Raw genomic sequence first — 12,954 nt, 5'->3', positions numbered from 1 at the left:
AAAAAGGCGTTTTTTTATGAAAAGAGCTTAAAAAGATATATTTTGCCTTTTAATTCTTTCTCATGGTACAATTAGTAATTACTATTGTTAGACATGTGTATACAAATGAGATAAAATTGTTAAAAGAATTCACACTTTACATACTTTAATTGACGAGCATTGGAGGTGTTCATTGCATGGCAGAAAAAGAAAAATTGACAATGCCGCTATTGCCTTTACGAGGTTTGATCGTCTATCCGACAATGGTGCTTCATTTAGATGTTGGGCGAGATAAATCTGTGCAAGCATTAGAAAAAGCAATGATGGATGATCACTTAGTTTGTTTAGTATCACAAAGAGATATGGGTATCGATGAACCAACAAAAGAGGATTTATATAGAACTGGTACGTTAGCAAAAATTAAACAAATGCTAAAGCTGCCGAATGGAACGATGCGCGTCTTAGTAGAAGGACTAAATCGCGTAACCGTTACAGAATTTGAAGACAGCGAAGAATATTTTGTTGTGCACGTGGAAAAGCAAAACGAAGAACATCAGGTTGATGTAGAAGATAAAGCGCTGATGCGCACGCTTTTAGATTATTTCGAACAATACATAAAACTTTCCAAAAAGGTGTCGGTTGAAACTCTTTCAACCGTAAGTGACATTGAAGAACCAGGAAGATTAGCGGATATTGTAGCTTCTCATTTACCAATAAAAATTCAGCTTAAACAAGAAATTTTAGAAATAACTGATGTGAAAGAAAGATTAAATACGATCATTTCGCATATTCAAGACGAGCAAGAAGTTTTGCAGCTGGAGAAAAAAATTGGACAGCGTGTAAAGAAATCAATGGAACGCACTCAGAAAGAGTATTATCTTCGTGAGCAAATGAAGGCGATTCAAAAAGAGCTTGGAGACAAAGAAGGAAAGACGGGAGAAGTAGCAACACTTCGCGAAAAAATTGAAGCAAGTGGGATGACGGACCATGTCAAACAAGTGGCGTTTAAAGAATTGGATCGCTATGAAAAAATTCCTGCTACCTCCGCTGAAAGCTCAGTCATTCGAAATTATATCGAGTGGTTGATTGCGCTACCTTGGACAAATGAAACGGAAGATACGCTCAATATTCATAATGCTGAACAAGTACTGAACGATGAGCACTATGGCCTTGAAAAAGTGAAGGAACGCGTATTAGAATATCTAGCCGTGCAGCAGTTGACAAAATCTCTTAAAGGTCCTATTTTATGTTTAGCAGGGCCTCCTGGCGTAGGGAAAACATCCCTAGCCCGTTCAATTGCTACGTCTCTAGATCGTCATTTTGTACGAGTGTCTCTAGGCGGCGTGAGAGATGAGTCAGAAATCCGCGGTCATCGTCGCACGTACGTGGGAGCTATGCCTGGACGCATTATTCAAGGAATGAAAAAAGCAGGAACGATTAATCCGGTATTTCTGCTTGATGAAATCGATAAAATGTCAAATGATTTCCGAGGAGACCCGTCTTCTGCTTTGTTAGAAGTATTGGATCCTGAACAAAACCATAATTTCAGCGATCACTATATAGAAGAAACGTATGATTTATCAAAAGTGATGTTCGTGGCTACAGCTAATAACTTAGCTACAATTCCGGGGCCGCTGCGCGATCGAATGGAAATTATTCAAATTGCTGGTTACACGGAGCTGGAAAAGCTTGAAATCGCGAAGCGTCACCTATTGCTGCGTCAGCTAGAAAATCACGGACTGCAAAAGGGCAATTTGCAGATTCGCGATGACGCGTTAACAGCAATCATCCGTTTATATACGAGAGAAGCTGGTGTTCGTAACCTTGAACGCGAAATTGCTTCCATTTGTCGAAAAGCAGCTCGTATCGTAGTCTCTGGCGAGAAAAAACGCGTGGTGGTGACGGCCAAAACGCTTGAAGAATTCCTTGGTAAGCCTAGGTTCCGTTACGGACAGGCTGAGACGGAAGATCAAGTCGGCGTTGCTACAGGTCTTGCTTACACAACTGTAGGAGGAGACACGCTAGCCATTGAAGTAAGCTTGTCCCCTGGTAAAGGAAGACTAGTGCTAACCGGAAAGCTTGGAGATGTGATGAAAGAATCAGCTCAGGCAGCATTTAGCTACGTGCGTTCAAATGCAGAGAAACTAGGAATTGATGAAAAGTTTTATGAAAAACATGATATTCATATCCATGTTCCAGAAGGAGCTGTACCAAAGGATGGACCTTCTGCAGGAATTACCATTGCCACTGCTCTAGTATCAGCACTAACGGGGAAACCAGTGCGTAGAGAAGTAGGAATGACAGGAGAAATTACACTAAGAGGTCGCGTATTACCAATCGGCGGTTTAAAAGAAAAGTCACTTAGTGCACATCGTGCCGGATTAACTAAAATATTAATCCCTCATGATAATGAACGTGATATTGAAGATATCCCTGACAGTGTACAAGAGGAATTAGACATCGTTCTTGTGTCACATGTGGACCAAGTATTGGAACATGCGCTAGTAGGAGAGGTAAAATGAAAGTAACTCAAGCCGATATTGTCATCAGTGCTGTACGCCCTGAACAATATCCTAAAGAAAACCTGCCAGAGTTTGCGTTAGCAGGCCGTTCAAATGTAGGAAAATCATCTTTTATTAATAAGATGCTCAATCGCAAAAGCTTAGCGCGTACGTCGTCTAAGCCTGGAAAAACTCAAACGCTTAACTTCTTTTTAATTAATGAAATCCTTCACTTTGTAGACGTACCTGGCTACGGATTTGCAAAAGTGTCTAAAAAAGAGCGTGAAGCATGGGGGAAAATGATTGAAACGTATTTAACAAATCGTGAGCAGCTTAAAGCTGTGTTAATGATTGTTGATCTACGCCATGCACCTTCAAAGGATGACGTTATGATGTATGAGTTTTTGAAGCACCATGACCTTCCCGTTATGGTTATTGCGACGAAGGCTGATAAAATTCCTAAAGGAAAATGGCAAAAGCACTTAAAAGTAGTGAGAGAAACGCTGGACTTGGATCCAAATGATGAATTAATTCATTTCTCATCTGAAACAGGTGAAGGAAAAGATAAAGCGTGGAAATCTTTGCAGTACCGCATGACTCACTAAACAAAGGAATAGAAGCTAAAAAAATGGAACGTTTATCATCACTCTAACAGGAAGTGAGTCAAACGTTCCATTTTTTTAACTTGTTTACATAGATTACTTTCGTTTGAAAAATAATAAATATAGCCCAACTAGTAACAATAAAATAGGCCAGAAGGTTGTTAAATAATTTACGCCGTCTTCAACTTTTGGCAAAAATAGTTTAAGACGGTCTGAAAACATCATTAAAATGGCAATAATTAAAAGGGTGCCGCCTTGGAAAAAGCCTGATTTGGCTTTTCTAGCACTAAGTAAAAAGCTAATGGCCACCATAAAAACGACCATGCTAATATTCGTAGGCCAAAAGGGAATTTGTTCACTTACATAGAAATGAATACCTAAAGTGATTAATATGTAGCTTGCAAGCAAGTTTGAATGATCTTGAGATAAAGCAGACTCAGTTAATAGGGCTGCTCCTATTAAAATTAACAGTACAGGCCACGTGTATACCTTTGCTGCAATGCTCATATGTAGTTCATTCAGTAAGAAAAAGATTCCAAATCCAACTAGTAAGACACCAAAAAACATTGATTGCTTTTTCATAGTAACCTCCAGGTGTTTCAAAACAGAAAACGTGATAAAACGCTGCTTTTTTGATACAATTTATTACGGAATAACAGTTAATATCTTAACACATGTTTTCAAAGACTGTTCACATTTTTTTTTCGAATGACTTATAGAACATGTTATAATAGTTAGAGATAAGGCGAAGCTTACATCTGTGTGATGTTCGCCGTTTTTTACGAATAGTAGAATGAAGAACGCCGGATTTCACGGGCAGTTATCTCACTGTAGCTCTTTGGAAATTTAGGGGTTACTGCCCGTCAAATTCGGATAAATAAGCACATTTCAATTATAGGGGGTATGTACAAATGCATATTATAGCAGTCGGCTTAAACTTTCGAACAGCCCCTGTTGAAATAAGAGAAAAGCTTAGTTTCAATGAGCAAGAACTAGCATCTGCCATGAAAACGTTAAGCGGCCAAAAAAGTATTTTGGAAAACATCATTGTTTCAACATGCAATCGTACGGAAATTTATGCTGTTGTTGATCAATTACACACGGGCCGTTATTATGTAAAAGCATTTTTAGCTGAATGGTTCGGAATAGATAAAGAAGAGTTTTCACCTTATTTAACCATCTATGAAAATGATGGAGCCATCGAACATTTATACCGAGTAGCATGTGGATTAGATTCAATGGTGATTGGTGAAACACAAATTCTTGGACAAGTGCGTTCAAGCTTTTTGCTTGCTCAAGAAGAAGAAACAATTGGAACGGTTTTTAATCAGCTGTTTAAACAAGCTGTGACATTAGCCAAAAAAGCTCATCATGAAACAGAAATTGGTGCAAATGCAGTTTCTGTCAGCTATGCAGCCGTAGAGCTTGCTAAAAAGATTTTTGGAGACTTATCATCCAAACATGTGTTGATTCTTGGTGCGGGAAAAATGGGTCAGCTTGCCGTACAAAATTTATATGGCAGCGGAGCTAAAAAAGTAACGGTAGTGAATCGGACATTTGAAAAGGCACAAGAGCTAGCAAACCGTTTTTCTGGAGAAGCCAAACCATTTGCTGATCTTCAACATGCTTTAAGCGAAGCAGATATCTTAATTAGTTCAACAGGAGCTAATGACTATGTAGTAACGAAACAAATGATGAGTGAAGCTGAGCGTACGCGTAAAGGTCGTCCATTGTTTATGGTAGACATCGCCGTTCCGCGTGACTTAGATCCGGAACTAGATGAGCTAGAGACGGTCTTTTTATACGATATCGACGATTTAAACGGGATTGTAGAATCCAATTTGCAAGAGCGTCAAAAAGCTGCGGATGAAATTGAAATTATGCTTGAAGCTGAAATTGTTGCTTTCAAGTCTTGGCTTGGTACATTAGGCGTTGTGCCTGTTATTTCTGCACTTCGTCAAAAAGCACTTACCATTCAAGCTGAAACGATGAAAAGCATTGATCGTAAGCTCCCAGATTTATCTGATCGTGAGCGCAAAGTTTTAAATAAACATACAAAAAGTATAATTAATCAACTTCTTCGCGATCCAATTTTACACGCGAAAGAATTGGCTGGAGAGAAACATGCTGAAGAGTCTTTAGAGCTGTTCATGAAGATTTTTAATATTGAACAGGAAGTTGCTTTGCAAAAAGAAAAAGAAGAGCAGCTTCGTACATCGATTACGTCTCATTCAGTAGCTTATCAGTCTTAAGTGAGGATTGAATAATGGTTGATATGGAATTAACCAGAATCTATGAATTGATTGTGATTTTATACGCCGCGAGCGTTTTATTATATTTTATTGATTTTGTACAAAATAACCGGAAGGCAAACTCGATAGCCTTCTGGTTACTTTCTATTGTGTGGGTTTTGCAAACAGCCTTTTTAATTTTACGAATGTTTGAGACGGGAAGGTTTCCTATTCTTACCGTTTCTGAAGGGCTGTATTTTTACGCGTGGGTGTTAATTACTCTTTCACTTGTGATTAATCGTCTGTTCCGCGTTGATTTTATGGTATTTTTTACAAATGTGATTGGTTTCTTAATTATGGCTATTCATACGTTTGCTCCACTTGAAACATACACTGCTGTCCAGTCGGAGCGCCTTGTGTCAGAATTATTAATCATCCATATTACCATGGCTATTTTATCTTACGGCGCTTTTTCAGTCTCTTTTGTTTTTTCCGCTCTGTATCTTGTTCAGTATAATTTATTGAAAAAGAAGAAATGGGGCAAGCGCTTGCTAAGAATTGAAGATTTAACAAAGCTAGATTACATGTCCTATGTATTGATTTTAATTGGTGTACCGCTGTTATTGCTTTCGTTAATCTTAGGAATCATATGGGCTTATATTAAATACGTAGATTTTCATTGGTACGATACAAAAGTGTTAGGTTCATTTTTAATGTTTGTTGCATACAGCGCTTACTTGTATGCTAGACTGCGTAGAGGTATTCAAGGAAAGGCAATCGCGATGTGGAATATTGGATTGTTCTTAGTCTTACTTATTAATTTCTTTTTATTTGGCAGTTTATCGAATTTTCACTTTTGGGGTTCGTAATTAGGAGGACAACATGCGAAAAATTATTGTCGGCTCTCGTCGAAGCAAACTTGCGTTAACACAGACCAAGTGGGTCATTGAACAGTTAAAAAAACAAGGTCTTCCTTTTGAATTTGAAATTAAAGAAATGGTGACAAAAGGGGATCAAATTTTAAATGTAACGCTGTCCAAAGTAGGCGGTAAAGGTCTTTTTGTAAAAGAAATTGAACAAGCCATGTTAGATAAAGAAATTGATATGGCCGTTCATAGTATGAAAGATATGCCGGCTGTTTTGCCAGAAGGATTAACGATTGGATGTATTCCTTTACGAGAAGATCATCGTGATGCGCTTATCTCAAAAAATGGTGAGCGATTTGAGGAGCTACCAAGCGGTGCTGTGATTGGGACAAGCAGCTTGCGTCGAGGGGCACAGCTTCTATCTATGCGTTCAGATATCGAAATTAAATGGATTCGAGGAAATATCGACACACGCCTAGAGAAATTAAAAAATGAGGATTACGATGCGATTATCTTGGCCGCTGCAGGGTTATCTCGTATGGGCTGGTCGAAAGATACGGTCACTCAGTACCTAGAGCCGGAAATAAGCGTTCCCGCCGTAGGACAAGGAGCTTTAGCTATCGAATGCCGAGAAAATGACCATGAATTATTATCGCTTCTTCAAACTCTAAATCATGATGAAACGGCTCGTGCTGTTAGAGCTGAACGCGTATTTTTAAAAGAGATGGAAGGCGGATGCCAAGTGCCGATTGCGGGTTATGGTCGTATATTGGACGGCGGAAACATTGAGCTAACGTCGCTAGTCGCGTCTCCTGATGGCAAAACGATTTACAAAGAGCACATTACGGGAAAAGACCCCGTTGCTATCGGTTCAGAAGCTGCTGAGCGCTTAACATCTCAAGGAGCTAAGCTTTTAATTGATCGTGTAAAAGAGGAGCTGGACAAATAATGAGTCATGAGGCTCCTCTTTTTTTGAAAAAAGTTTTGATTACAAGAGAAGCGAAGCAGGCTCATTCATTTGCAGCACAGATTAAAAAGCTTGGAGGCATACCTTTAAGCTTACCAGTCCTCACGTTCGCACGTTCTAACAATGAAAAAGAAGTGGAAAATGTCCTGCTGTCGATTGACGGTTTTGATTGGATTGTTTTTACAAGTCAAAACGGCATTTCTTTTTTCTTTGAATGGCTAAAAGAGTTAAATATCAGCTGGAGTGCTTTAAAAAGATTAAAAGTGGCTGCGGTTGGAGAAAAAACCGCAAAATTGCTAGAAAAACACGATGTTAACGTACAGCTTGTTCCAAAAGAATACGTTGCGGAATCACTTCTTGAGTCGTTAAAAGCAAATGTGTCACATCACGAGCGAGTTCTCCTTGTACGAGGACAATTAGCCCGCTCTGTTTTAAAAGATGGGTTAAAAGAGTGTGAGGTAACGGATTTAGTTGTATATCAGACCATTCGAAATCAAGACTCTGAAGGCTTGGTTAAGCAACATTTAGAAACAGGAATTGATGCCATTACTTTTACAAGTTCTTCTACAGTGAGATTTTTTGTCGAGTCAGTTAAAGATATTCCGAATTGGCTTGAGCTGATAAATAGAACCAAAGTTGTTTGCATCGGTCCTATTACGAGTCAGACAGCGAGCGAATATGGAATTAAGCATCTTGTTCCTAACACATACACAATAAATGGTATGATAGATATGTTGGTTAGTTGTTTTGAATAATAAAGGAGGATTTTAACATGAAAGATTTACAATTTACACGTCATCGTCGTCTTCGTAATTCTGTAAATATGCGTGCGCTTGTACGTGAAACACATTTACATCCTGAAGACTTTATATATCCTATTTTTATTGTAGAAGGTGAACAAAAAAGAAATGCTGTAAAATCAATGCCAGGTGTGGATCAAATTTCTTTAGACTACTTGAATGATGAAATCCAACAGTTAGTCGATTTAGGAATCAAGTCAGCTATGGTATTTGGTGTTCCAGCTGAAAAAGATGCGGTCGGCTCACAGGCATACCATGACCACGGAATTGTCCAAAAAGGTATTCGTCAAATTAAAGAAAATTTTCCAGACTTTGTTGTTATCGCAGATACATGCTTGTGTCAATACACAGATCATGGCCACTGTGGTGTAATTGAAGACGGAAAAATCTTAAACGATCCTAGCCTTGACTTATTAGCGCGTACAGCGGTTAGTCAAGCTAAAGCAGGAGCGGATATTATTGCGCCTTCAAACATGATGGACGGTTTCGTGGCAGCTATTCGCCATGGTCTAGATGAAGCTGGATTTGAAGATGTGCCTGTGATGTCTTATGCTGTTAAATATGCATCTGCTTTTTACGGACCATTCCGCGATGCAGCGCATTCTTCTCCTCAATTTGGAGACCGTAAAACATATCAAATGGACCCAGCCAATCGCTTAGAAGCACTTCGAGAAGCGGAATCTGATGTCGAAGAAGGAGCAGATTTCTTAATTGTAAAACCAGCTCTATCTTATTTAGACATTATGCGCGATGTGAAAAATACGTTTAATTTACCGGTAGTGGCTTATAATGTGAGCGGTGAATATTCAATGATTAAAGCGGCAGCTCAAAACGGCTGGGTAAATGAAAAAGAGATTGTTCTTGAAAAATTAATTAGCATGAAGCGTGCAGGAGCGGATTTAATTGTAACGTATCATGCTAAAGACGCAGCACGCTGGTTATCTGACAAGTAATTAAGGAGGCTTACACATGAGAAGTTATGAAAAGTCAAAAGCAGCTTTTTTAGAAGCGCAGCAATTAATGCCGGGTGGAGTAAACAGTCCTGTTCGTGCATTTAAATCAGTAGATATGGATCCTATTTTTATGGAACGAGGAAAAGGCGCTACGATTTACGATATTGACGGCAACAAATATATTGACTACGTCTTATCATGGGGACCTTTAATTCACGGACATTCCAACGATCAAGTAGTTGAAGCAGTAAAAAAAGTAACGGAATCTGGTACAAGCTTTGGTGCACCAACATTAATTGAAAATGAGCTTGCTAAGGTTGTGATTGAGCGCGTTCCTTCAATCGAAATCGTCCGTATGGTGAGTTCAGGTACGGAAGCAACGATGAGCGCACTGCGTTTAGCTCGTGGCTATACGGGCCGCAACAAAATTTTAAAATTTGAAGGCTGTTACCATGGACACGGTGACTCTCTTCTCATTAAAGCTGGCTCAGGCGTTGCAACGTTAGGCCTACCAGATAGCCCGGGAGTGCCTGAAGGAATCGCTAAAAACACGATTACAGTGCCGTACAATGATCTAGAAAGCGTACAATATGCTTTTAAAGAATTCGGAGATGACATTGCTGGAGTAATCGTTGAACCGGTAGCAGGAAATATGGGTGTGGTACCGCCTCAGCCAGGTTTCTTACAAGGGCTTCGTGATATCACATCAGAATATGGCTCACTGCTCATCTTTGATGAAGTGATGACAGGGTTCCGCGTAGCATACAACTGTGCACAGGGCTACTATAACATTACGCCTGACTTAACTTGCTTAGGAAAAGTAATCGGTGGTGGTTTACCAGTAGGTGCTTACGGTGGTAAAGCTGAAATTATGGAGCGAGTTGCACCAAGCGGCCCGATTTATCAAGCAGGTACATTATCAGGTAATCCGCTTGCGATGACAGCTGGATACGAGACGTTAACGCAGCTGACACCTCAATCCTACGATGAGTTCATTCGTAAAGCAGATCGCTTAGAAGAAGGATTGATGGCAGCAGCTGAAAAATATGATGTGCCGTTTACGGTAAACCGAGCTGGTTCAATGATCGGTTTCTTCTTTACAAACGAGCAGGTAATAAATTACGAAACAGCGAAAACATCGAATTTAGATTATTTTGCAGCTTACTATCGTGAAATGGCTAATGAAGGCGTGTTTTTACCTCCTTCTCAATTCGAAGGAATGTTTTTATCAACTTCTCATACAGATGCAGACATTGAACATACAATTGCAGCAGCTGAAAAAGCTTTTTCGAAGTTACGTGGATAAACAGATAAATAAGATTGACTTTTATATCAAAGCTTACGGAGTATTCCGTAAGCTTTTTTAGTTTTAAAGACATATTTTAATTTATTTGTTCATACATCTTTAATGACCGCGCTATTACCTGGCGGGTGTTGGAAGGGGGAGAACAATTTGTCGCAGGATAATTTATCATGTCTGCGTTTTTCCGTAGAAGAATCAGTATGGTTTCAAAAAGGACAGGAAGTCTCACAACTTTTGTCTATCTCCTTAGAGCCTCAAGTATCTATTCAAGAATATGACCAATACGTGTCTATTCGAGGAGCATTACAATTAACAGGTGAATACGAAACGTACGAGGGAGAGCACTCGTTACGCGAATATACAGATGAGAATCAAGTGCAATCTATCTCTGTCCGTGAAGACGGAACGGCTGAATTATCACATCAATTTCCTGTTGATATTACCATTCCTAAAAATCGTATTCAAAGTATTGAAGACGTATATGTATCTATTGATTTATTTGATTATGAATTGCCAGGTACAAATCAGCTGCAGCTAATGGCTGACTTGTCCATCACAGGATTGTACGGAGAACAGCATGAAGAACGAGAAGAAGAGGAAGAGTTTTCGGAGGAACAGCACATCGTCTCCTATGAAGAAGTGGACGATGATGAAGAGGTATATACTGAAAACGTTGCTCAAGAAGAAGAAGAACAAGAGGAACAAGAGTTTGACGTAAGCTATCGTGAAGCTCCCGTACTTTTAGAAGCAGAGGCTATTGAAGAAGAGCATTCAGAAGAGCCCCCTAGTTATTTTTCATCTGTATTTAAAAAAGAATCTCGTGCTGAGCCGGTCGTGGAATATGAAGAGGAAGCATATGAACCATTTGAAGTCGAAGTGAAAAAAGAGGCCCAAATCGAGGAAGAAAGAGAAGACAATGTGATTGAACTGTTTCAGCTTCGTCAAGAGCAAGAAAGCTTCGAAGAATCGCAAGCTAGTGAATTGAATACGTATGCTGACGTTCAACAAGAGGCTGAGCAAGAAGAAGCTGAACAAGAAGAGGAAAAGATTATTGTTGAATTTCGGAAAGAAGAAAATGAAAGCGGCCGAAATGAAAACGCCCTTTATTTAACAAAGCTCTTTTCCCGGGAAGAAGAAGCTTTTTCAACGTGGAAGCTTTGTATTGTTCAAGACGGAGATTCGCTTGATACAATAGCAAACCGCTATAATACGAATGTACAAAACATTTTACGAGTAAATAATTTAGAAGATGAATATGAGCTGGAAGAAGGAAGCATCTTAAATATTCCCGTTCGTTAAAGTCGGAAAGAAAACAGTTTTGACGCATATAATGTCTTAACTGTTTTCTTTATTTTTTACGAGGAAGGAGAATATAGATGCAGCGGACAGTAGCAGACTACAAAGTATTGTTAAAAGAATATGACTTAGATGTTGACTTTATCGAAGACTACGGAAAAGTAAAAAAAGTCTATACGAAAACCGGCGTGTTTGCGCTTAAAGAAATGGCGAATCATCAAGAACGAAATCAAAACTTCATTCAAAAGCTGCAGAATGTGTATCAAAAAGGATGGATGGGATTTGTCCCTATTTATCAAACGAAGCGTTCTCAGCCCATTGTTTCAGATGAAAGCGGCTCGTATTACTTAATGCCGTGGCTCCCGAATAATCCGACCGAAGAGCGTGATATTCGATATCATAAATTATTTCAAGAGCTTGCTAAGCTTCACGGCGCTTCGGCGCAGGAAGTAGAAGTGAAAAAAGAAGATATAGAAAATCATTATACATCGATGAAAGAAACGTGGGAAAAACGTCAGGAAGAGCTGAAGCAGTATGTAGTAGAATGCGAGAAGAAAGTGTATATGTCCCCGTTTGAATTGCATTACTGTACATTTTATTATGAAATGACAAGAGCGCTTGAGTTTGGTTTTGGAAAGCTCGATCAGTGGAACGATGAAATGGAAGAAAAGGAAAAGATCCGGCTGGTTACGTCTCATGGAAAGCTATCGGCTAAACATTTTATCTATGACGAACGGGGGAATGGTTTTTTTATTAATTTTGAACATGCAAAAGATGCTTCACCGATTTATGATTTGGTCTCATTTTATTTCCGTACTCTTCGCACATACCCAGTAACTACCTATGATAGCTATGAGTGGTTTAGTACGTATGAAAAACATTTTGCTCTCAGAGAAGAGGAACGGCTGCTTTTACACAGTTATTTGGCGTTTCCAGAACCTTTGTATCAGTGTATTGTTCAATATAGGCAGCATAAAGAAAGTAAAACAGAGCTTGAACATATGCAGTCATTTATTCGAGCATACTGGCTGACGAAAAACATTGAACAGCTCAATATTAAAATATTTGAAGTAGATCAGCAAAAAAAAATGGCAGCGGAAGCAGCTGCACAAGCCCAAGCGAACGAATAGCGCTTGGGTTTTTAAATCCAGTCCGAATATAAAGCAACTGCTAGTATGGCAAGCAATGCCAACAACAGTACATCAAAGGTTGTAGGGAAAAATAGTGTACGTATACCTTGAAAAATTGTTAAAGGAACAATAAACTGTCCACAAGCCGCTCCTGCTGTTTTGAGCCACCGCTGCAGCTGATACGAATTTACATTTATTCGTTTCTTCATTTGTACATGCCCCTTTCAATCCACGTGCTCAGGTTAAAGTAAGTATATGAAAAAAGAAAGAAATGGTGCCATTTTTTTGAGTGGGCTCTTCATTTTATTTCCAAAATTAGTGAGCGA

General features: G+C 39.2%; 12 protein-coding genes. 10 read left to right on the top strand and 2 right to left on the bottom strand.

Annotated features, from left to right (window positions below; all coding sequences use genetic code 11):
• Positions 1-176 precede the first annotated feature (176 nt).
• Together lon and yihA are read left to right on the top strand one after the other, a co-directional pair.
• Entirely contained in the window at positions 177-2,501 is a 2,325-nt protein-coding gene (gene lon / locus MMB68_RS04715) for an endopeptidase La (protein WP_277447031.1), read from the top strand.
• Entirely contained in the window at positions 2,498-3,085 is a 588-nt protein-coding gene (gene yihA / locus MMB68_RS04710) for a ribosome biogenesis GTP-binding protein YihA/YsxC (RefSeq protein ID WP_013059364.1), read from the top strand. The genes lon and yihA overlap by 4 nt, the downstream gene beginning before the upstream one ends.
• A gap of 93 nt (positions 3,086-3,178) precedes the next feature.
• On the opposite strand, the gene MMB68_RS04705 is transcribed toward yihA, so the two are convergent.
• Complete coding sequence (locus MMB68_RS04705; protein WP_013059363.1) at positions 3,179-3,664, bottom strand: LiaF transmembrane domain-containing protein; 486 nt, start codon at positions 3,662-3,664, stop codon at positions 3,179-3,181.
• A 329-nt stretch (positions 3,665-3,993) separates the two neighbouring features.
• Between MMB68_RS04705 and hemA the strand changes: the two genes are divergently transcribed.
• The 8 genes from hemA (at position 3,994) to ysxE (ending at position 12,628) form a co-directional block, all read left to right on the top strand.
• Complete coding sequence (gene hemA, locus MMB68_RS04700) at positions 3,994-5,334, top strand: glutamyl-tRNA reductase (protein ID WP_057245030.1); 1,341 nt, start codon at positions 3,994-3,996, stop codon at positions 5,332-5,334.
• 14 nt (positions 5,335-5,348) lie between these two features.
• Positions 5,349-6,182 (top strand): cytochrome C assembly family protein, encoded by an 834-nt coding sequence (locus MMB68_RS04695; protein WP_025750612.1) that lies wholly within the window; start codon positions 5,349-5,351, stop codon positions 6,180-6,182.
• 13 nt (positions 6,183-6,195) lie between these two features.
• Positions 6,196-7,128, top strand: coding sequence for a hydroxymethylbilane synthase (hemC, locus tag MMB68_RS04690; RefSeq protein WP_116742498.1), 933 nt, complete (start codon positions 6,196-6,198; stop codon positions 7,126-7,128).
• The gene (locus tag MMB68_RS04685; RefSeq protein WP_182420476.1) at positions 7,128-7,901 is read left to right on the top strand and encodes a uroporphyrinogen-III synthase; all 774 of its coding nucleotides are present in this window, start codon (positions 7,128-7,130) and stop codon (positions 7,899-7,901) included. Before hemC ends, MMB68_RS04685 begins: the two co-directional genes overlap by 1 nt.
• A 17-nt stretch (positions 7,902-7,918) precedes the next feature.
• Positions 7,919-8,899: a porphobilinogen synthase gene (gene hemB / locus MMB68_RS04680; protein WP_277548296.1), complete on the top strand. Its 981-nt coding sequence runs from the start codon at positions 7,919-7,921 to the stop codon at positions 8,897-8,899.
• A 16-nt stretch (positions 8,900-8,915) separates the two neighbouring features.
• On the top strand, positions 8,916-10,205 hold the full coding sequence (gene hemL / locus MMB68_RS04675) for a glutamate-1-semialdehyde 2,1-aminomutase (RefSeq protein WP_013059357.1): 1,290 nt from the start codon (positions 8,916-8,918) through the stop codon (positions 10,203-10,205).
• Between the two features lie 147 nt (positions 10,206-10,352).
• Positions 10,353-11,501, top strand: a complete 1,149-nt coding sequence (gene spoVID, locus MMB68_RS04670; protein ID WP_269871094.1) for a stage VI sporulation protein D — start codon at positions 10,353-10,355, stop codon at positions 11,499-11,501.
• A gap of 77 nt (positions 11,502-11,578) precedes the next feature.
• Entirely contained in the window at positions 11,579-12,628 is a 1,050-nt protein-coding gene (gene ysxE, locus MMB68_RS04665; protein ID WP_013085128.1) for a spore coat protein YsxE, read from the top strand.
• An 11-nt stretch (positions 12,629-12,639) separates the two neighbouring features.
• Here ysxE and MMB68_RS04660 read toward each other — a convergent pair whose 3' ends face one another.
• Positions 12,640-12,837: a hypothetical protein gene (locus tag MMB68_RS04660; RefSeq protein WP_013059354.1), complete on the bottom strand. Its 198-nt coding sequence runs from the start codon at positions 12,835-12,837 to the stop codon at positions 12,640-12,642.
• Between the last annotated feature and the right edge of the window lie 117 nt (positions 12,838-12,954).

Source organism: Priestia sp. Y58, from assembly GCF_029522095.1.
GTDB lineage: Bacteria > Bacillota > Bacilli > Bacillales > Bacillaceae_H > Priestia > Priestia megaterium_E.
Note: the sequence above shows the minus strand (reverse complement) of the source record. Positions and strands in the feature narration are given on the sequence as shown.